Source organism: Rathayibacter sp. AY1B6 (assembly GCF_002932755.1).
GTDB lineage: Bacteria > Actinomycetota > Actinomycetes > Actinomycetales > Microbacteriaceae > Rathayibacter.
In genome coordinates this window covers 50,660-69,967 of sequence record NZ_PSWL01000003.1, presented here as the reverse complement: position 1 = coordinate 69,967, position 19,308 = coordinate 50,660, and the positions used below count along the sequence as shown (strand labels likewise).

The window sequence follows — 19,308 nt, the reverse complement described above, 5'->3', positions numbered from 1 at the left end:
ATATCCGGCAGATATAAGCTCCAGGCTTATCGGTCAGTGGCCCATCCCGAGGCCGCCGTCGACCGGGATCACGGCACCGGAGATGTACGCCGCCTCATCACTGGCCAGCCAGCGCGTGACCTTGGCGACCTCGGCAGCGGTGCCGTAGCGGGCCAGCGGGATGCTCTTGCGGTACTCCGCCTGCTGCTCCGGCGAGAGCTCGGCGGTCATGTCGGTCTCGATGAAGCCGGGGGCGACGACGTTGGCGGTGATGTTGCGGGCGCCGAGCTCGCGGGTCAGCGAGCGGGCGAAGCCCACGAGGGCGGCCTTCGACGAGGAGTAGTTGATCTGGCCGGGCGACCCGTAGAGGCCGACCACGCTGGAGATGAGGACGACGCGGCCGAAGCGCTGCTTGAGCATCCCCTTCGACGCGCGCTTGACCACGCGGAACGCCCCCGTGAGGTTCGTGTCGACGACGGAGGTGAAGTCCTCCTCCGTCATGCGCAGCAGCAGGGTGTCGCGGGTGATGCCCGCGTTCGCCACCAGGATCTCGACCGGGCCCAGCTCGGCCTCGACCTGCGTGAACGCGGCGTCGATGGAGGCGGCGTCGGTCACGTCCGCGACGACGGTGAGGGAGCCCTCCGGACCGGAGCCCGAGCGCGCCGTCACGGCGACCCGGTGACCGGCGGCCACGAACTCCTGGGCGATGGCGAAGCCGATCCCCCGGTTGCCCCCGGTGACGAGGACGGTGCGCGGCGTGGTCATGGTGTCCCTCCTGCCGGCGCTCGTGCGGCGCCGGGCGACCCGTACATCCTAGAGGCGCGTCGCGCAACAGATTCCGGGATGAGGCCCTCCCGGCCTGCACCCACCTGCCGCGACGTAGGCTTGCAGGGCTGTGAAACCACGCGAGACACTCACCTCCCTACCGCCGTCGCCGAGCGCCGAGCGGCGCTCCCGTGCGATCAAGTACTCGATCGCCATGGGCATCAGGATGCTCTGCGTCATCTGCCTCCTCTTCGCCCACGGATGGTGGCTGCTGTTCTTCGCGATCGGCGCCGTGGTCCTGCCCTACTTCGCCGTCGTGCTGGCCAACGTCGGCAGCGCGGGCGAGCGCGGCAACGTCGAGCGGCCGGGTGCGATCGTCCTCTCCCGACCGGTCCCGCCGGCTCCGGCTCCCGCCCCGGCCCCCGACTCCGAGGCGCCGACCGGCCCCGAGGGCGGCGACCCTCGGGGAGACCGACCGTGATCCCCCTCGGCCGGGTCCCCGACGCGCACGCCTGCTCCCGAGCGGGCTGCCCGAGGACGGCGACCTTCGCGATCGAGTGGCGGAACCCGAGGATCCACACGGAGGACCGCCGGAAGACCTGGCTGGCCTGCGGCGAGCACCGGGAGTTCCTGCGCGAGTTCCTCCTCGCCCGCGACTTCCCGCTCGAGGTGAAGCCGCTCTACACGGTCGACCGCGGAGCGGAACGGTGAGCAGCGACGCGCCCCGACCCTCCTGGCGCTTCGTCTTCTCCCGGCGCTGGTTCGGCTACCTCGCGCTCGCGATCGTCTTCGCCGTCGCCTGCGTGCTGCTCTCTCGCTGGCAGGTCGCGCGGCTCGACCAGGCCGCCTCGACCAACAGGCTGGTCACCGCGAACTGGACCGCCGACCCGGTCGCCCTCGACGGGCTGCTCCCCGCCGACTCCGCCTGGGACGACGCGCTCGAGTACCGCCCGGTCGAGGTCGCCGGCGTCTACGAGACGCAGGGGCAGACGCTCGTCCGCAACCGGCCCTACAACGGCAATCCCGGCTTCGAGATCCTGACGCCGCTGCGGCTCGACGACGGCAGCGTGTTCGTCGTCGACCGTGGCTGGGTGCCCGTCGGCTCGACCCAGGACTCCCCCGACACGATCCCCGCACCGCCCGAGGGGGAGGTGACCGTCGTCGCCCGCTTGAAGCCCGCGGAGGGACGGATCGACGGACGCTCCGCGCCGGCCGGCCAGATCGCCACCATCCAGCTCGACGACCTGTCGACGCAGCTGGACGAGCCCCTGCGGACCTCGGCGTACGGCCTGCTGGTCGGCGAGGCGCCGGCGCCGATCGACGCTCCCCCGCTGGCCGCGATCAAGCCGGTCGCCGACGAGGGCCTGCACATCAGCTACGCCATCCAGTGGGTGCTGTTCGCCGTCATGGGCTTCGGCGGGCTCGGCTGGGCGATCCGCCACGAGTACCGCATCCGCAATGCCGACGACCCCGAGGTCGTGGCGGCCGAGGAGCGGCGCGAGGAGCGCCGCCGACGCCGCGGCCGCAGCGACTCCGAGGTCGAGGACGAGCTGCTCGACGCCCGCTAGGCGAGCGTGATCAGGTCGAGGTAGTCGGCCGCCCAGTGGTCCTCGGTGCCCTCCGGCATGATCAGGACCCGCTCGGGGTTCAGCGCCTCGACGGCCCCCTCGTCGTGGCTGACCAGGACGACCGCGCCCTCGTAGTGCGCGAGCGCGTCGAGGATCTCCTCGCGGCTCGCCGGGTCGAGGTTGTTGGTGGGCTCGTCGAGCAGGAGCACGTTCGCTCCCGAGACCACGATCATCGCCAGGGCGAGACGGGTCTTCTCCCCGCCGGAGAGGACCCCGGCCGGCTTGTGCGAGTCGTCCCCGGTGAACAGGAACGAACCCAGGACCCGGCGCGCCTCGGTCTCGGTGAGGTTCGGGCTCGACGACACCATGTTCTCGAGCACCGAGCGCTTGACGTCGATCGTCTCGTGCTCCTGCGCGTAGTAGCCGATCCGGAGGCCGTGCCCGGCCTCGATCACTCCGGTGTCGGGCTGGTCGACGCCGCCCAGGATGCGCAGGAGCGTCGTCTTGCCCGCTCCGTTGAGCCCCAGGATGACGACCTTGGAGCCGCGGTCGATCGCGAGGTCGACGGCGGTGAAGATCTCGAGCGAGCCGTAGCTCTTCGACAGGTTCTGAGCCTGCAGGGGGGTGCGTCCGCAGGCGGACGGAGTCGGGAACCGGAGCTTCGCGACGCGGTCGACCGCGCGGACCTCCTCGAGTCCGCTGAGCATGCGCTCGGCACGCGCGACCATCTGGTGCGCCGCCGCGGCCTTCGAGGCCTTCGCGCCGAACTTGGCGGCCTGCAGCTGGAGGGCGCCGGCCTTCTTCTCGACGTTGACCCGCTCCTTCTTGCGGCGCTCCTCGTCGGCGGCGCGCTGGCGCTGGTAGTTCTTCCAGTTCATGTTGTAGACGTCGATGACCTGGCGGTTGGCGTCGAGGTAGAAGACGCGGTTCACGGTCTCGCCGACCAGCTCGATGTCGTGGCTGATCACGATGAAGCCGCCGCGGTAGTTCTTGAGGAACTCGCGGAGCCAGACGACGGAGTCGGCGTCGAGGTGGTTCGTCGGCTCGTCGAGGATCAGCGTGCTCGCGTCCGAGAAGAGGATCCTCGCGAGCTCGATGCGGCGCCGCTGGCCGCCGGAGAGCGTCTTGAGCGGCTGGTCGAGGATCCGGTCGGGGAGGTTGAGGTTGCTCGCGATCGACGCGGCCTCCGCCTCCGCCGCGTATCCGCCCAGGGAGAGGAAGCGGTCCGTGAGGTTGCCGTACTTCTTCATGCCGGCCTCGCTCAGGGAGGTGTCGCTGCTCGACATCGCGATCGTCGCCTCCTGCATGCCGAGCACCAGCTGCCCCAGCCCGCGCGCGTCGAGGATGCGGGTGCGCGCCAGCTCCTCCGGGTCGCCCGAGCGCGGGTCCTGGGGGAGGTAGCCGATCTCGCCGCCGCGGTCGACCGTGCCCTTCGAGGCGATGAGGTCGCCCGCGAGGACCTTGGTCAGCGTCGTCTTCCCCGCCCCGTTGCGGCCGACGAGGCCGACCTTGTCGCCGTCGCCCACCCGGAAGGAGACGTTCTCCATCAGGAGTCGGGCGCCGACTCGGAGTTCGAGGTCGTGCACGCTGAGCACAGTGCTGTCCGTTCCCGCCAAGAAATGGCGTTCGGTTCGGGAGGAGTGGGGCATGAGGCCGCGATGCGGCAGCCCCCTAGTATATTTCCTGAGCCGCGGGGCGGATCCACGTCCGCTCACCGCGGACGCGCTCGCTCCTCGCTCTCGGGCGACCAGGACCCTCGGAGATCACCCATGTCCCCTTCCTCTTCCGCCCTCCCGCGCCCGGTCCTCGCCGACCGGCTCGTCACCCGCTCCGTCGCGACCGACGCCCTGCTGGTGCTCGCGGGTGCGGGTCTCACCGCGGCGATGGCGCAGCTGTTCATCCCGATGTGGCCGGTCCCCTTCACGGGCCAGACCTTCGCGGTCCTCCTGGTCGGCACGACGCTCGGCGCGCTCCGCGGCGCGCTCTCCATGCTCGTGTACGCGCTCGTGGGCGCTCTCGGCGCCCCGGTCTTCACCGAGGGCTCGCACGGCTGGGCTGTCCTCGCGGGTCCCACCGGCGGCTACATCGTCGGCTTCGTCCTCGCGTCGATCGTCACCGGATGGCTCGCCCAGCGGCAGTGGGACCGTCGCGTCCTCGGCACGCTGGTGACCTTCCTCGCCGGCACAGCCACCATCTACCTCGTCGGCCTGCCCTGGCTGGCCGCCGCCCTCGCCTCGCTGGGGCTGCCCGCCGACCTCGGCTCCGTCCTCTCCGCGGGGCTCGTGCCCTTCCTCATCGGCGACGCGCTCAAGGCGCTGGTCGCCGCCGCGCTGCTCCCCACCACCTGGGCGATGCTCTCGCGCCGCTCGCGCTGAGCGGTCGCACGAACGCCGAAGGGCCGGGAGGACGAATCCTCCCGGCCCTTCGGCGTTCGCGTGCGTCTGCTAGATGGAGAAGCCGAGCGCGCGCATCATGTCGCGGCCGTCCTCGGTGATCCGGTCGGGACCCCACGGCGGCATCCAGACCCAGTTGATCCGGAAGGCCTCGACGATGCCGTCGAGCGACTCGGCGGTCTGCTCCTCGAGCACATCGGTCAGCGGGCAGCCCGCCGAGGTGAGGGTCATGTGGATGACGAGGGCGTCGTTCTCGTCGTCCCAGCCCAGGTCGTAGATGAGTCCCAGGTCGACCACATTGACCCCGAGCTCGGGGTCCATGACGTCCTTGAGGGCCTCCTCGACCTGGTCGAAGAGCTTCGGCTCGAGAGTGGTGACCGCCATGATCAGACCGTCGCCGAGGTCAGGAAGCGGTCGTAGCCCTCGTCCTCGAGCCGGGTGGCGAGCTCCTTGCCGCCCTGCTCGGCGACGCGGCCGGCGACGAAGACGTGGACGAAGTCCGGCTGGATGTAGCGCAGGATCCGCGTGTAGTGCGTGATCAGCAGCACGCCGAGGCCGGTGCTCTGGTGGGCGCGGTTGACGCCCTCGGACACGATCTTGAGCGCGTCGACGTCGAGGCCGGAGTCGGTCTCGTCTAGGACGGCGAACTGCGGGGCGAGCAGCTCGAGCTGCAGGATCTCGTTGCGCTTCTTCTCGCCGCCCGAGAAGCCCTCGTTGACGTTGCGCGCCGCGAAGGACGAGTCCATGCGGAGGTTCGCCATCGCGGACTTGACGTCCTTCGTCCACGTGCGGATCGCGGGCGCCTCACCGGCGATCGCGGTCTTGGCGGTGCGGAGGAAGTTGGTGTTGGTCACGCCGGGAATCTCGACCGGGTACTGCATGGCGAGGAAGAGGCCCGCGCGGGCGCGCTCGTCGACGGTCATGTCGAGGACCTCGACGCCGTCGAGGGTGATCGAGCCGCCGTCGACGTGGTACTTGGGGTGTCCCGCGATCGTGTACGCGAGGGTGGACTTGCCGGACCCGTTGGGGCCCATGATCGCGTGGATCTCACCCTGGTTGATGGTGAGATCGACACCGCGGAGGATCTGCTTGGTCCCCTGCTCGGTCTCGACACTGACGTGGAGATCGCTGATCTGGAGAACGGACATTCAGACTTCCTTCGTGACGGTCGGGTCGATGTAGACGTCGCCGTCGATGATCTCGACGACGAAGACGGGGACCGGCTCGTAGGCCGGGAGGTTCAGCGGGGTGCCGGTGCGGAGGGAGAACTGGGAGCCGTGCGCCCAGCACTCGAGGCTCTCGCCCTCGACGAAGCCCTCGGAGAGCGAGATCTCGCCGTGGGTGCAGGTGTCGCCGATCGCGTGGATCTCGCCGGCGGAGTCCTGCACGACCGCGATCGCGACTCCGTCGACCTCGACCCGCATGGCCTGGTTGGGGATCAGCTCGGAGACCGAGCAGATCATCGCGGCGTTGCTCATGCGGTGACCGCCGATCCGCGGGAGGAGCCGGTCTGGCCGGCGCTGCCGGCGAGCTCCGCCTCGATCGCGAGCTGCAGGCGGTCCTCGAGCTCGGCGACCTTGATCTGCTGCACGATCTCGCTGAGGAATCCGCGCACGACGAGGCGTCGCGCCTCGTCCTCGCGGATCCCGCGGGACTGCAGGTAGAAGAGCTGCTCGTCGTCGAAGCGGCCGGTCGCCGACGCATGTCCCGCTCCGGCGATGTCGCCGGTCTCGATCTCGAGGTTCGGGATGGAGTCGGCGCGCGTGCCGTCCGAGAGGACGAGGTTGCGGTTCTGCTCGTAGCTGTCGGTTCCGGTGGCGCTGTTGCGGATGAGGACGTCGCCGATCCAGACGGTGCGCGCACCCTCGCCCTGCAGCGCGCCCTTGTAGGTCACGCGGCTGCGGGTGTCGGGGGCGTCGTGGTCGACGTACACCTGCTGCTCGAGGTGCTGGCCGCCGTCGGCGAAGTAGAGGCCGAAGAGCTCGCCGTCCGCTCCGCGCTCGACGAGGTGCGCCGAAGGGTTGACCCGGACGATGGAGCCGCCGAGGGTGACCACGATGTGCTTCACCTTCGCGTCGCGTCCGACCCGCACGAAGTGGTTGGCGAGGTGCCGGGCGTCGTCCGCCCACTCCTGCACGGTGACGACGGTGAGCTGCGCGCCCTCGCCGACGAGGATCTCCACGTTCTCGGCGAGGGAGGCCTCTCCTTCGTTCTGCAGCACGACGACGGCGCGGGCGTAGGGCGCCGCCTCGATGATCATGTGCGCGGCGCGGGGTGCGGAGCCGAGGCCCGAGCGGACGAGGGTGGCGACCTTCTCGTCCTCTCCCGTCACGCGGACGGCGAGGGCCTTCTCGAAGCTCGACCAGGCGTTCGCGGCGGCGCGGTCCTCGGGGAGGCCGGCCGTGCCGATCCGCTGGTCGTCGCGGCCGACCCACGAGACGTCGACGCCGTCCACCGCTGCGTGCTCGACGGGAGTGGGCGAGCCGTCGAGAGCGCCGTCGATGAGATCGCCCAGGCGGGCGACGGGCGTCAGCTTCCAGGCGATCTCGCGTCCGGTGACGGCCTCGAAGGCCTCGACGTCGGACGAGGCGAAGCGCTCGGAGCGCGTCTGCACGGGCGTGAACGCCCCGTCGGAGTGGGCGCTGATGCCCAGGCGCTCGGCGGCGGCCGCGCCGTCGATCTCGGGGGTCGCGGCGCTCGTGGGGACCGTCATCTGGCGGTGGTTCCTTTCGATGGGTGCGGGGCGCCCCGTCCGGGCGCCCCTTCGAGGGGGGAGGCGGGCGTCAACCGACGCTGCCCTCCATCCCCATCTCGATGAGCTTGTTCAGCTCGAGGGCGTACTCCATGGGCAGCTCGCGTGCGATCGGCTCGATGAAGCCGCGGACGATCATGGCCATGGCCTCGTCCTCCGGCAGGCCGCGCGACATCAGGTAGAAGAGCTGCTCCTCGCTGACCTTCGACACCGTCGCCTCGTGGCCGAGCTGCACGTCGTCGACGCGGATGTCGATCGCCGGGTAGGTGTCGGAGCGCGAGATGGTGTCGACCAGGAGGGCGTCGCAGCGCACGGTGTTCGCCGAGTGGTGCGCGTTCGCGTCCACCCGGACCTCTCCGCGGTATCCGGCACGACCGCCGCCGCGGGCGATCGACTTCGAGACGATCGACGACTGCGTGTACGGCGCCATGTGGACCATCTTCGCGCCGGCGTCCTGGTGCTGGCCGGGGCCCGCGAAGGCGACGGAGAGGGTCTCCCCCTTGGCGTGCTCGCCGACCAGGAAGATCGACGGGTACTTCATCGTGACCTTGGAGCCGATGTTGCCGTCGATCCACTCCATCGTCGCGCCCTCGTGCGCGATCGCGCGCTTGGTGACGAGGTTGTAGACGTTGTTCGACCAGTTCTGGATCGTCGTGTAGCGCACGCGGGCGTTCTTCTTCACGATGATCTCGACCACGGCCGAGTGCAGCGAGTCCGACTTGTAGATCGGCGCTGTGCAGCCCTCGATGTAGTGGACGTAGCTGTCCTCGTCCGCGATGATCAGGGTCCGCTCGAACTGGCCCATGTTCTCGGTGTTGATCCGGAAGTAGGCCTGCAGCGGGATGTCGACGTGCACGCCCTTGGGGACGTACACGAAGGAGCCGCCGGACCAGACCGCGGTGTTCAGCGCCGCGAACTTGTTGTCGCCCGCGGGGATGACCGTGCCGAAGTACTCCTCGAAGATCTCGGGGTGCTCGCGCAGAGCCGTGTCCGTATCCATGAAGATGACGCCCTGCTCCTCCAGGTCCTCGCGGATCTGGTGGTAGACGACCTCGGACTCGTACTGGGCCGCGACGCCGCCGACGAGGCGCTGGCGCTCCGCCTCCGGGATGCCGAGCTTCTCGTACGTGTTCTTGATGTCGTCCGGGAGGTCGTCCCAGGTCTGCGCCTGCTTCTCGGTCGAGCGGACGAAGTACTTGATGTTGTCGAAGTCGATGTCCGACAGATCGGCACCCCATGTCGGCATGGGCTTGCGCTCGAAGAGCTTCAGGGCCTTCATGCGACGGTCGCGCATCCAGGCGGGCTCGTTCTTGAGCGCGGAGATGTCGGAGACGACCTCGGGCGAGATGCCGCGGCGTGCGGAGGCTCCGGCGGAGTCCGAGTCGGACCAGCCGAACTCGTAGACGCCCAGGCTCTCGAGCTCGGGGCGGTCGATCAGGATGTCTGACATGTGTACCTCGTTTCCTACCCACTGCTAACCGGTCGGGTCCCGGAGTCATTCCCCCGGGGGTGGCCCGCGGGTGCTCTCCGGCCGGTCGCGCGATCGATCTGATGCGCGGAGCGGATGATGTGCGTCCCTGGATTCCGGAGGTGTGCGTCGGCGCTCCATCGGGCCGTGTGCGGATCACGTGCGCAGGGTGCGTCGAACCGTGACCAGCTTCTCATTCTACCGGCGTCCGCCGTTCAGCGGAACCTCCGCACCTGGGTGTCGGCCGGGCACCGGCGGCCGGACTCCAGACGCGCATGACCATACCGGTGTCGGTGGTCCGTGATTCGGTTCCGTCATGACGAACGACGCCTCGACCCCGATCCCCGCCCGACTCGTGACCGCACTGATGGGCGCCGGCCTGCCGGCCGGACCCGCTCGGGCGTTCGGCCCTCTCGCCCGCGCCGTCGCGGCCGACCTCCCGCTTCGGGCGCTCCCCCGCGTGCTCCGGCGCCTCCGGCGGCACCTGCTCTCCGCCGAGCCGGAGCCCGCGGTCAGGCGGTGGGCTGGAGCTCCTGAGCGGCGTCCCGGCGCTGGGCGCGCACGGTGAAGAGCCGCGGGTTCACGTCGAGCAGCACGCGGACCGCGCCGACCCAGATGAGCGCCGAACCGAGGAGGTGCACCGCGACGAGCGTCTCAGGCAGCGCGGTGAGGGACTGCGCGACCCCGACCAGGGCCTGCAGCAGGACGACCACGAGGAAGGCGATCACGCGCCGCCGGGCGAGCTCCGCGCCCGCCGCCCGCGACAGGCGCAGGAGCAGCGCGGCTCCCGCGACGAGCACCGCCGTTCCGAGCACGCCGTGCAGGACGGTCACGCTCTCCCAGTGGAACTGCATCCGCGGCACCTCCGCGGAGTCGCCGGCGTGCGGCCCGGTGCCCGTGACGAGGGTCCCCACGAGGATCACGAGGAGGGTCAGGCCGACGAGCCCGATGCTGAGGGCCCGCGTCGTGCGGTCGGGCTCGAAGGCCACGGACTGCGAGCGGTGGGCGCGGTGCCACGTCAGTGCGGTGGTGGTGAGCAGGGCGATGGCCAGGACGAAGTGCCCCGCCACGATGTACGGGTTGAGGCCGGAGTGCACGGTCGCTCCGCCCGCGAGGGCGTTCGCGACGACGAGCCAGAACTGCGACCACGCGAGCCGGGTCATGGTGCGGTCGCGCGGCTTCTGCAGGCGCGCGGCCGTGATCGCCCAGCCCACAGCGACCACGAGGACGCCGGTGAACGCGCGGTTCGTGAACTCGATGAAGCCGTGGATGCCGAGCTCGGGGGTCGAGGTGAGCGAGCCCGGCTCGCACGCCGGCCAGGTGGGGCAGCCGAGGCCCGAGCCGGTCAGCCGGACGACGCCCCCGAAGAAGATGATCAGGATGCTCGCGACCAGCGCCGCGGTGGTCCCCCAGCGCAGTGCGCGCGGACCCAGGGTCACCCGCTCGGCGAGGAAGGAGAACGGGGTCACCATCAGAAGGGCAGCAGCGGGTCGATGCCGACGGCGAGGAAGAGCAGGGTGAGGTACCCGATGGACCCGTGGAACACGCGCATCGGCGAGACGTGCTCGTGACGGATCGCGAGGCTGTAGAGGCGGTGCGTCTCGGCGATGAACCAGATCCCGCTGCCGAGGGCGACCACCGTGTAGAGCACGCCCATGCCGGCGACGGGGATCAGCAGGAGCGAGCAGGCGACGGTGGCCCAGGCGTAGAGGATGACCTGGAGCCCGACGATCGTGCGCCCGCGCACGACGGCCAGCATCGGCACGCCGGCGGCCTGGTAGTCGTCGCGGTACTTCATCGACAGCGGCCAGTAGTGCGGCGGCGTCCAGAGGAAGATGACGGAGAAGAGGATGACGGGGGCCCAGTCGAGCGAGTCCGTGACCGCCGCCCAGCCGATCAGCACCGGCATGCAGCCCGCGATGCCGCCCCACACGATGTTCTGCGGCGTACGGCGCTTGAGGAAGAGCGTGTAGAACACGACGTAGATCAGGATCGCGGCGAGCGAGAGGCCTGCGGAGAGCCAGTTGGCCGTCAGGCCGAGCCAGACGATCGACAGGACGCCGATCGTGGTCGCGAAGACGAGTGCGGACCGGTCCGAGATCTCACCGGTCACGAGCGGCCGGTTCTTCGTCCGGTTCATGATCCGGTCGATGTCGCGGTCGAAGTAGCAGTTGAACGCGCCCGCGGACCCGGCGCTCAGGGCGCCGCCGATCAGGACGTTGAGGACCAGCAGCAGGTTCGGGATCCCGCCCTGCGCCAGGATCATCGTCGGAGCGGTCACCACGAGGAGCAGCTCGATCACGCGCGGCTTCGTCAGAGCGACGAAGGCCTTCACCTTGCGCGAGAGGGTCGTCGTCGACGCCCCGTCCCGCTCGACGGCGGTGGTCTCCACGACTGCGTCCATTGCTCCTCTAACGATTCGATGATCCCGAACGAGTGTAATGCGCCCGTCCGGGAGCCGGGCCCGGCGTGCACGCTTGTCCAATCGGACGCAGACATATGCGACCGCACAACCCCCGGTCCGCGGCGCACCCCCCTCCGTATACTCGGGACTGCTCGCCAGAGCGCCCGGCACGCACCCGAGCCCGCCCGACGATCGTCGGCACGGGGCCGAGAGGGTCGTCGCCGGAGCATCGTGTCGAAGTCGTCATGCGGCGTGCTCCACCATGCGAGAGGGCGGACGGTCCCCGTCTGCCCCACGTCTCGAGAAGGGTCAGTACCAAGTGTCAGAACTGCAATGGGAATCCATTGACGAGAAGGCAGTCGACACGGCGAGGGTTCTCGCCGCGGACGCGGTCGAGAAGGTCGGCAACGGCCATCCCGGAACCGCCATGAGCCTCGCGCCCGCCGCCTACCTCCTGTTCCAGAAGGTCATGCGCCGCGATCCGTCCGACGCGACCTGGATCGGCCGCGACCGGTTCATCCTGTCGGTCGGCCACTCCTCGCTGACGCAGTACGTCCAGTTCTACCTGGGCGGCTACGGACTCGAGCTCGACGACCTCAAGGCGCTGCGCACCTGGGGCTCGAAGACCCCGGGCCACCCGGAGTACGGCCACACCGACGGCGTCGAGATCACCACCGGACCGCTCGGCCAGGGCCTCGCCTCCGCCGTGGGCTTCGCCTACGCCTCGCGCTTCGAGCGCGACCTGTTCGACCCGGAGGCCGCCGCGGGCACCTCCCCGTTCGACCACTTCGTCTACGTCATCGCCGGCGACGGCGACCTGCAGGAGGGCGTCACCAGCGAGGCCTCCTCGCTGGCCGGCCACCAGAAGCTCGGCAACCTGGTCGTCATCTACGACTCCAACCAGATCTCGATCGAGGACGACACGAACATCGCCTTCACCGAGGACGTCAAGGCGCGCTACGAGGCCTACGACTGGCAGGTCCAGGTCGTCGACTGGAAGAAGACCGGCGAGTACCACGAGGACGTCGCCGAGCTGCACGCCGCGATCGAGGCCGCGAAGGGCGAGACCGACAAGCCGTCGCTCATCATCCTGCGCACCATCATCGGCTGGCCGTCGCCGAAGAAGCAGAACACCGGCAAGATCCACGGCTCCGCCCTGGGCGCCGACGAGCTCCGCGGACTCAAGGAGGTGCTCGGCTTCGACCCCGAGAAGACCTTCGACGTCGCCGACGAGGTCATCGAGCACACCCGCAAGGCCGTCGAGCGCGGTCAGGCCCAGCACGCCGAGTGGGACGAGCAGCTCGCCGCCTGGGCGTCCGCGAACCCCGAGAAGAAGGAGCTGCTCGACCGGGTCCTCTCGGGCGAGCTGCCCGAGGGCGTCCAGGAGGCGCTCCCCGTCTTCGAGCCCGGCAAGGAGGTCTCGACCCGCGCCGCGTCCGGCAAGGTCATCAACGCCCTCGCCGGCGTGATCCCCGAGCTGTGGGGCGGCTCCGCCGACCTCGCCGAGTCGAACAACACGACGATCGAGGGAGCCGGCTCCTTCGTCCCGACCGAGTTCTCGACCCACGAGTGGACCGGGAAGAAGGGCGGCCGCGTGCTGCACTTCGGCATCCGCGAGCACGCCATGGGCGCGATCCTCAACGGGATCGTCCTGCACGGCAACACCCGCCCCTTCGGCGGCACCTTCCTGATCTTCTCCGACTACATGCGCCCGGCGGTCCGTCTCGCCGCGCTCATGAAGGCGCCGGCCATCTACGTCTGGACCCACGACTCCGTGGCGCTCGGCGAGGACGGCCCGACGCACCAGCCGGTCGAGCAGCTGTCGACCCTCCGCGCGATCCCGGGCCTGGACGTCGTCCGCCCCGGCGACGCGAACGAGGTCGCCTACGCCTGGAAGACCATCCTCGAGCGCCGCGAGGGCCCCGCCGGCCTCGCGCTCACCCGTCAGAACATCCCGGTGTTCGAGCGCGGCGAGGGCGACGCCGAGGGCGAGACCTTCGCCTCCGCCGCGAACGTCGCCCGCGGGGCGTACATCCTGGCCGAAGCGCCGGGCGGCACTCCGGACGTGATCTTCATCGCGACCGGCTCCGAGGTCCAGATCGCCGTCGAGGCGCGCGAGGCCCTGAAGAGCGAGGGCGTCAACGCCCGCGTCGTCTCGGCTCCGTCTCTCGAGTGGTTCGAGGAGCAGGACGCCGAGTACCGCGAGAAGGTCCTGCCCTCCTCGGTGAAGGCCCGCGTCTCGATCGAGGCCGGCCTGAGCCTGGGCTGGCAGAAGTACGTCGGCGACGCCGGCCGCTCGGTCTCGATCGAGCACTTCGGCGCCTCGGCCGACTACAAGACCCTGTTCCGCGAGTTCGGGATCACCACCGAGGCGGCACTGTCCGCCGCCAAGGAGTCGCTCGCAGCCTCCTGACCCGAAGGCCGCGTCCACCACGGACGCGGCCTTCGCCGTCGGAGCAGCGGCTCCCCCCTCACACCACGCACCACCTACGCAGAAGAAGAAGAGACATGACCGAGAACACCCCCACCGCAGAGCTCTCCGCCGCCGGCGTCAGCATCTGGCTCGACGACCTCTCCCGCTCGCGCATCTCCACCGGAGGACTGCAGAAGCTCATCGAGGAGAAGAACGTCGTCGGAGTCACCACGAACCCCACGATCTTCGCCGCGGCCCTGACCAACGGCGAGTCCTACGACGCCCAGGTGCGCGAGCTCGCCGCCGCCGGCACCTCGGTGACCGACGCCGTCTTCGCGATCACCACCGACGACGTCGCCGCGGCGTCCGACATCTTCCGCCCGATCTACGACGCGACCAACGGCTACGACGGCCGCGTGTCGATCGAGGTCGAGCCCGGCCTGGCGCACGACGCCCAGGGCACCATCGAGCAGGCCAAGGCCCTCTGGGCCAAGGTCGACCGCCCCAACGCGATGATCAAGATCCCCGCGACCGTCGAGGGCCTCGAGGCCATCACCGAGGTCATCGGCTCCGGCATCTCGGTGAACGTCACCCTGATCTTCTCGCTCGCCCGCTACCGCGCCGTCATCAACGCGTACCTGGCCGGCCTCGAGAAGGCCAAGGACGCCGGCATCGACCTGTCGACCATCCACTCCGTCGCCTCGTTCTTCGTCTCGCGCGTCGACACCGAGATCGACAAGCGCCTCGAGGCCGTCGGCACCGACGAGGCCCGCGCCCTCAAGAGCAAGTCCGGCGTCGCCAACGCGCAGCTGGCCTACGAGGTCTTCGTCGAGGCGTTCGCCACCGAGCGCGCGCTGCTGCTGCAGGAGTCCGGCGCCAACCGCCAGCGCCCCCTCTGGGCCTCGACCGGCGTCAAGTCGACCGACCTCCCCGACACCCTCTACGTGACCGAGCTCGTCGCGGCCGGCGTGGTCAACACGATGCCCGAGAAGACCCTCGAGGCGACCTTCGACCACGGCGTCATCACCGGCGACACCGTCACCGGCTCGTACGCCGACGCGAACGCCGTCCTCGACGCCGTCGCGGCGCAGGGCGTCTCGTACGCCGACGTCACCGAGCTGCTCGAGAAGGAGGGCGTCGAGAAGTTCATCGTCTCCTGGAACGAGCTGCTCGACACCGTCACCGCGGCGCTCGAGGGCGCGAAGGCGCAGGCCTGATCATGGCCATCCAGATCCACGTCAGCGGAGACGCCGAGAAGGCCGTCGACCGCGTGGTGCCCGAGCTCGTCGCCGACGAGGTCGCGTCCGGGATCACCGCTCAGGTCCCCACCCTGTGGGGCGCCGCGGCGGAGGAGGAGGCGGCCAAGCGCCTCGGCTGGACCGAGTCGACCACCGTCTCCCGTCCCCTGATCCCCCAGATCCTCGCTCTGCGCGAGGAGTTCCAGGCCAAGGGTGTCGACCACATCGTCCTCGGCGGCATGGGCGGCTCCTCGCTCGCGCCCGAGGTCATCACCCGCACCGCCGGCGTCGAGCTCACCGTGCTCGACTCGACGGCGCCCGGGCAGGTGCTCGCGGCCCTGAACGACCGGCTCGCCTCGACCGCGGTCGTCATCTCCTCGAAGTCCGGCTCGACCGTCGAGACCGCGAGCCAGAAGAAGGCCTACGAGAAGGCGTTCACGGAGGCGGGGATCGACCCGCTCGACCGCATCGTCATCGTGACCGACCCGGGCTCACCGCTGGACACCTCCTCCCGCGAGGCCGGCTACCGCGTGTTCAACGCCGACCCGAACATCGGCGGGCGCTTCTCGGCGCTCTCCGCGTTCGGCCTCGTGCCGTCCGGGCTCGCCGGCGCCGACATCGACGCCCTCCTCGACGAGGCGGCCGAGGCCTCCCTCGGGCTCGCCGTGGACTCCCCCGAGAACCCGGGCCTGATCCTCGGAGCGGCGATCGCCGCGACCAGCCCGCGCCGCGACAAGCTCGCGATCGTCGCCGACGGGACCGACATCGTCGGCTTCGCCGACTGGGCGGAGCAGCTCATCGCCGAGTCCACCGGCAAGGACGGCACGGGCATCCTCCCCGTCGTCCTGGGCACGCTGGCCCCCGAGCTCTCGGAGGACCTGCCCGACGTGCAGGTCGTCCGCCTGGTCGAGGACGCCACGGCGCTGCACCTCTTCCCGCGCGACCGCCACGAGGGCGAGATCCTCCTGTCCGGCTCGCTCGGCGCGCAGATGCTGACGTGGGAGTACGCCGTCGCCGTCGCGGGTCGCCTCCTGGGCATCGACCCGTTCGACCAGCCCGACGTCGAGTCGGCGAAGGTCGCGACCCGGGCCCTGCTCGAGAAGCGCCCCGAGCCCGAGGCCCCTGCGTTCACCGACGCCGGCATCGAGGTCACCGGCACCAGCAGCGTCACCGAGGGCGTCTCGACCGTCGCCGCCGCTGTCGACCGCCTCCTCGCCCAGCTGGGCGACGGCGGCTACGTCTCGATCCAGGCGTACGTCGACCGCCTCGCGCTCCCGCAGCTCGAGGGCGTGCGCGACCTCCTCGCCGCGCAGGCCCAGCGCCCCGTCACCTTCGGGTGGGGCCCGCGCTTCCTGCACTCGACCGGGCAGTACCACAAGGGCGGAGCGCCGACCGGCGTGTTCCTCCAGATCACCGAGCGCTTCGACGTGGACCTCGAGATCCCGGACAGCCCGTTCACCTTCGGCCAGCTCATCCTGGCCCAGGCCGCCGGCGACGCGAGCGTGCTCGCCGAGCACGGCCGGCCGGTGCTGACCGTCACGCTGACCGACCCCGAGGCCGACCTCGAGGCGCTCTTCGAGGCTCTCAACACCTGATCCGACGGGCACGCCGCCGCCGCGCTCTCCAGCGCGCGGCGGCGTGCCCTCGGTCGTCCCGCGACCTCTTCCCGGGGCAGCAGCGGGGCGCGCCCGCTCCTCCCCCTCCCTCACCGATAGCAGTGCGCCGGTCCCACCGGCACACAGAAGGACACTGCACATGTCTGTGGACATCACCCCCGAGTTCAACCCGCTGAGGTTGAGCTTCGACCGCCGGCTGAACCGGATCGCCGGGCCCAGCGGGCTCGTCATCTTCGGCGTGACCGGCGACCTCTCCCGCAAGAAGCTCATGCCCGCGGTGTACGACCTGGCCAACCGCGGCCTCCTGCCTCCCGGCTTCGCCCTCGTCGGGTTCGCCCGCCGCGACTGGGACGACCAGGACTTCGAGCAGGTCGTCCACGACTCCGTCAAGAAGCACGCCCGCACCGAGTTCCACGAGGAGGTCTGGGCGCAGCTCGCGCAGGGCATCCGGTTCGTGCAGGGCGAGTTCGACGACCCCGAGGCGTTCGCCCGCCTGAAGACGACGGTCGACGACCTCGACCGCGAGCGCGGCACGAACGGCAACTTCGCCTTCTACCTGTCGATCCCACCGAAGTCCTTCCCGCAGGTCACCGAGCAGCTGCGAAGCTCGGGCCTCGCTGAGCAGAAGGACGGCCAGTGGCGCCGGGTCGTCATCGAGAAGCCGTTCGGCAGCGACCTGAAGACGGCCCGCGAGCTCAACGACGTCGTCGAGTCGGTCTTCCCGCCCGACTCCGTCTTCCGGATCGACCACTACCTCGGCAAGGAGACGGTCCAGAACATCCTGGCCCTGCGCTTCGCCAACATGATGTACGAGCCCCTCTGGAACTCGAACTACGTCGACCACGTGCAGATCACCATGGCCGAGGACATCGGCGTGGGCGGTCGCGCGGGCTACTACGACGGCATCGGAGCGGCGCGCGACGTCATCCAGAACCACCTGCTGCAGCTGCTCGCCCTGACCGCCATGGAGGAGCCGATCTCGTTCGACGCGGCCGACCTCCGTGCGGAGAAGGAGAAGGTCCTCGCGGCCGTCCGCCTCCCCGCCGACCTCTCCACCGCCACCGCCCGCGGACAGTACGCCGGCGGCTGGCAGGGCGGCGAGAAGGTGCTCGGCTTCCTCGAGGAGGACGGCATGAGCCCCACCTCGACCACCGAGACCTACGCCGCCATGCGCCTGGACATCGGCACGCGCCGCTGGGCCGGCGTGCCGTTCTACCTGCGGGCAGGCAAGCGCCTCGGCCGCCGCGTCACCGAGATCGCGGTCGTGTTCAAGCGGGCGCCGCAGCAGCTCTTCGCCGAGAGCCAGACCACGTCGCTCGGCCAGAACGCGCTCGTCATCCGGGTCCAGCCCGACGAGGGCGTCACCATGCGCTTCGGCTCGAAGGTGCCCGGCGCCGGCATGCAGGTGCGCGACGTGACGATGGACTTCGGCTACGGCCACGCGTTCACCGAGGCGAGCCCCGAGGCCTACGAGCGCCTCATCCTCGACGTCCTCCTGGGCGAGCCGCCGCTCTTCCCGCGGCACGAGGAGGTCGAGCTGTCCTGGAAGATCCTCGACCCGATCGAGGAGTTCTGGGCAAAGCAGGGCCAGCCCGAGCAGTACCGCCCCGGAACCTGGGGCCCCGATTCCGCCGACGAGCTCCTCGCCCGCGACGGCCGCACCTGGAGGCGTCCATGATCGTCGATCTGCCCGACACCACGACGAGCGAGGTCTCGAAGACCCTCGTCAAGATCCGCGAGGAGGGCGGCGCCGTCGCCCTCGGCCGCGTCCTCACCCTCATCATCGCGACCTCCCGAGGTCACGAGGAGGAGGCCATCGAGGCCGCGAACGACGCGTCCCGCGAGCACCCGATGCGCGTCATCGTGGTCTCGAAGGACGACGGCACCACCACGGTCCCGGTCGACGCGACGGCCCGCGTCGACGCGCAGATCCGGGTCGGAGGCGACGCCGGCGCGAGCGAGGTCGTCGTGCTCCGCCCCTTCGGTGACGCTGCCGAGGACGAGGAGAGCCTGGTCACGGGCCTGCTCCTCCCCGACGCCCCCGTCGTGGCCTGGTGGCCGAACAGCGCTCCGGACAACGCCTCGGCGTCCCCGATCGGCCGGATCGCCACCCGGCGGATCACCGACGCGTCGGCTCAGTCGAACCCGGCGGAGGCGCTGCACCACCTCGCCTCCACCTACGCGCCCGGGGACACCGACTTCGCCTGGACCCGTCTCACCCTCTGGCGGGCGCAGCTCGCCGCCGTGCTCGATCAGCCGCCCTACGAGCCGATCACGGCCGTCGAGGTCTCGGGCGCGCCCGACTCCCCCTCGACGATCCTGCTCGCGGCCTGGCTGCAGCTCGAGCTCGACATCCCCGTCGACCACGAGCTCACGATCAGCGCCACCGGGTCCAGCGGGATCCACGGCGTGCGGCTCATCCGCGACTCCGGAGTGATCGAGCTCGAGCGCTCGGTGCCCAACGTCGCGACGCTCACGCAGCCCGATCAGCCGGTCCACGACATCTCGCTCCCGCGCCGCAGCCTCCGGGACTGCCTGGCGGAGGAGCTGCGCCGGCTCGACCCGGATGACCTGTACGGTGAAGTGATCTCGCGCGGGGTCGACATGCTCACCGAGAAGGCCGAGGCCCGCAGCGCCTCCTGAGGTGGGGGCGCCCGTCCAGGGTGCCCCGCCTCAGAGCTTCCCGACACGGAGCCGAACCCCGCCGATCGG

At 70.4% G+C, this 19,308-nt stretch carries 18 protein-coding genes; 9 read left to right on the top strand and 9 right to left on the bottom strand.

The genetic code is table 11. The annotated features are described in order from the left end of the window. Positions 1–33 precede the first annotated feature (33 nt). On the bottom strand, positions 34–744 hold the full coding sequence (locus C5D08_RS02185; protein WP_104275609.1) for a beta-ketoacyl-ACP reductase: 711 nt from the start codon (positions 742–744) through the stop codon (positions 34–36). Positions 745–874: 130 nt separating this feature from the next. Between C5D08_RS02185 and C5D08_RS02180 the strand changes: the two genes are divergently transcribed. From C5D08_RS02180 to C5D08_RS02170, 3 genes are read left to right on the top strand one after another with little or no spacing between them, the layout of a single operon-like run. Beyond that, a complete protein-coding gene (locus C5D08_RS02180) occupies positions 875–1,225 on the top strand; it encodes a DUF3099 domain-containing protein (RefSeq protein WP_104275608.1) in 351 nt (116 codons plus the stop codon). Next, positions 1,222–1,455 carry a hypothetical protein gene (locus C5D08_RS02175; protein WP_104275607.1) on the top strand — a complete coding sequence of 78 codons (234 nt, stop codon included), beginning with the start codon at positions 1,222–1,224 and terminating at the stop codon, positions 1,453–1,455. The genes C5D08_RS02180 and C5D08_RS02175 overlap by 4 nt, the downstream gene beginning before the upstream one ends. Next, the gene (locus C5D08_RS02170) at positions 1,452–2,312 is read left to right on the top strand and encodes an SURF1 family protein (RefSeq protein WP_104275606.1); all 861 of its coding nucleotides are present in this window, start codon (positions 1,452–1,454) and stop codon (positions 2,310–2,312) included. The genes C5D08_RS02175 and C5D08_RS02170 overlap by 4 nt, the downstream gene beginning before the upstream one ends. Here C5D08_RS02170 and C5D08_RS02165 read toward each other — a convergent pair. Continuing rightward, on the bottom strand, positions 2,309–3,907 hold the full coding sequence (locus C5D08_RS02165) for an ABC-F family ATP-binding cassette domain-containing protein (protein ID WP_104275605.1): 1,599 nt from the start codon (positions 3,905–3,907) through the stop codon (positions 2,309–2,311). The genes C5D08_RS02170 and C5D08_RS02165 overlap by 4 nt on opposite strands. A 174-nt stretch (positions 3,908–4,081) precedes the next feature. Between C5D08_RS02165 and C5D08_RS02160 the strand changes: the two genes are divergently transcribed. Next, positions 4,082–4,687: a biotin transporter BioY gene (locus tag C5D08_RS02160; protein WP_104275604.1), complete on the top strand. Its 606-nt coding sequence runs from the start codon at positions 4,082–4,084 to the stop codon at positions 4,685–4,687. A 69-nt stretch (positions 4,688–4,756) separates the two neighbouring features. Here the strand turns inward: C5D08_RS02160 and C5D08_RS02155 are convergent, their stop codons facing one another. The 7 genes from C5D08_RS02155 to C5D08_RS02125 all read right to left on the bottom strand — a co-directional run bounded on the left by C5D08_RS02155 (position 4,757) and on the right by C5D08_RS02125 (position 11,329). Next, complete coding sequence (locus C5D08_RS02155; protein ID WP_104221939.1) at positions 4,757–5,089, bottom strand: metal-sulfur cluster assembly factor; 333 nt, start codon at positions 5,087–5,089, stop codon at positions 4,757–4,759. A gap of 2 nt (positions 5,090–5,091) precedes the next feature. After that, positions 5,092–5,853 carry a Fe-S cluster assembly ATPase SufC gene (gene sufC, locus C5D08_RS02150; protein WP_104275603.1) on the bottom strand — a complete coding sequence of 254 codons (762 nt, stop codon included), beginning with the start codon at positions 5,851–5,853 and terminating at the stop codon, positions 5,092–5,094. Further along, positions 5,854–6,183 carry a non-heme iron oxygenase ferredoxin subunit gene (locus C5D08_RS02145; RefSeq protein WP_181109971.1) on the bottom strand — a complete coding sequence of 110 codons (330 nt, stop codon included), beginning with the start codon at positions 6,181–6,183 and terminating at the stop codon, positions 5,854–5,856. Further along, positions 6,180–7,418 (bottom strand): Fe-S cluster assembly protein SufD, encoded by a 1,239-nt coding sequence (gene sufD / locus C5D08_RS02140; RefSeq protein WP_104275602.1) that lies wholly within the window; start codon positions 7,416–7,418, stop codon positions 6,180–6,182. Before sufD ends, C5D08_RS02145 begins: the two co-directional genes overlap by 4 nt. A 70-nt stretch (positions 7,419–7,488) precedes the next feature. After that, a complete protein-coding gene (gene sufB, locus C5D08_RS02135; protein ID WP_104221933.1) occupies positions 7,489–8,907 on the bottom strand; it encodes a Fe-S cluster assembly protein SufB in 1,419 nt (472 codons plus the stop codon). Between the two features lie 530 nt (positions 8,908–9,437). Beyond that, the gene (locus tag C5D08_RS02130; RefSeq protein WP_104275601.1) at positions 9,438–10,397 is read right to left on the bottom strand and encodes a heme A synthase; all 960 of its coding nucleotides are present in this window, start codon (positions 10,395–10,397) and stop codon (positions 9,438–9,440) included. Next, positions 10,397–11,329, bottom strand: coding sequence for a heme o synthase (locus tag C5D08_RS02125; RefSeq protein WP_104275600.1), 933 nt, complete (start codon positions 11,327–11,329; stop codon positions 10,397–10,399). The genes C5D08_RS02130 and C5D08_RS02125 overlap by 1 nt, the downstream gene beginning before the upstream one ends. A gap of 319 nt (positions 11,330–11,648) precedes the next feature. On the opposite strand from C5D08_RS02125, the gene tkt reads away from it, so the two are divergent. From tkt to C5D08_RS02100, 5 genes are all read left to right on the top strand, one after another. Beyond that, positions 11,649–13,742 carry a transketolase gene (tkt, locus tag C5D08_RS02120; RefSeq protein ID WP_104275599.1) on the top strand — a complete coding sequence of 698 codons (2,094 nt, stop codon included), beginning with the start codon at positions 11,649–11,651 and terminating at the stop codon, positions 13,740–13,742. A 95-nt stretch (positions 13,743–13,837) separates the two neighbouring features. Next, positions 13,838–14,959, top strand: coding sequence for a transaldolase (gene tal, locus C5D08_RS02115; protein WP_104275598.1), 1,122 nt, complete (start codon positions 13,838–13,840; stop codon positions 14,957–14,959). Between the two features lie 2 nt (positions 14,960–14,961). Then, positions 14,962–16,575 carry a glucose-6-phosphate isomerase gene (locus C5D08_RS02110; RefSeq protein WP_104275597.1) on the top strand — a complete coding sequence of 538 codons (1,614 nt, stop codon included), beginning with the start codon at positions 14,962–14,964 and terminating at the stop codon, positions 16,573–16,575. A 160-nt stretch (positions 16,576–16,735) separates the two neighbouring features. Next, positions 16,736–18,274, top strand: coding sequence for a glucose-6-phosphate dehydrogenase (gene zwf / locus C5D08_RS02105; RefSeq protein ID WP_104275596.1), 1,539 nt, complete (start codon positions 16,736–16,738; stop codon positions 18,272–18,274). Then, the gene (locus tag C5D08_RS02100) at positions 18,271–19,239 is read left to right on the top strand and encodes a glucose-6-phosphate dehydrogenase assembly protein OpcA (protein WP_104275595.1); all 969 of its coding nucleotides are present in this window, start codon (positions 18,271–18,273) and stop codon (positions 19,237–19,239) included. The genes zwf and C5D08_RS02100 overlap by 4 nt, the downstream gene beginning before the upstream one ends. Positions 19,240–19,308 lie beyond the last annotated feature (69 nt).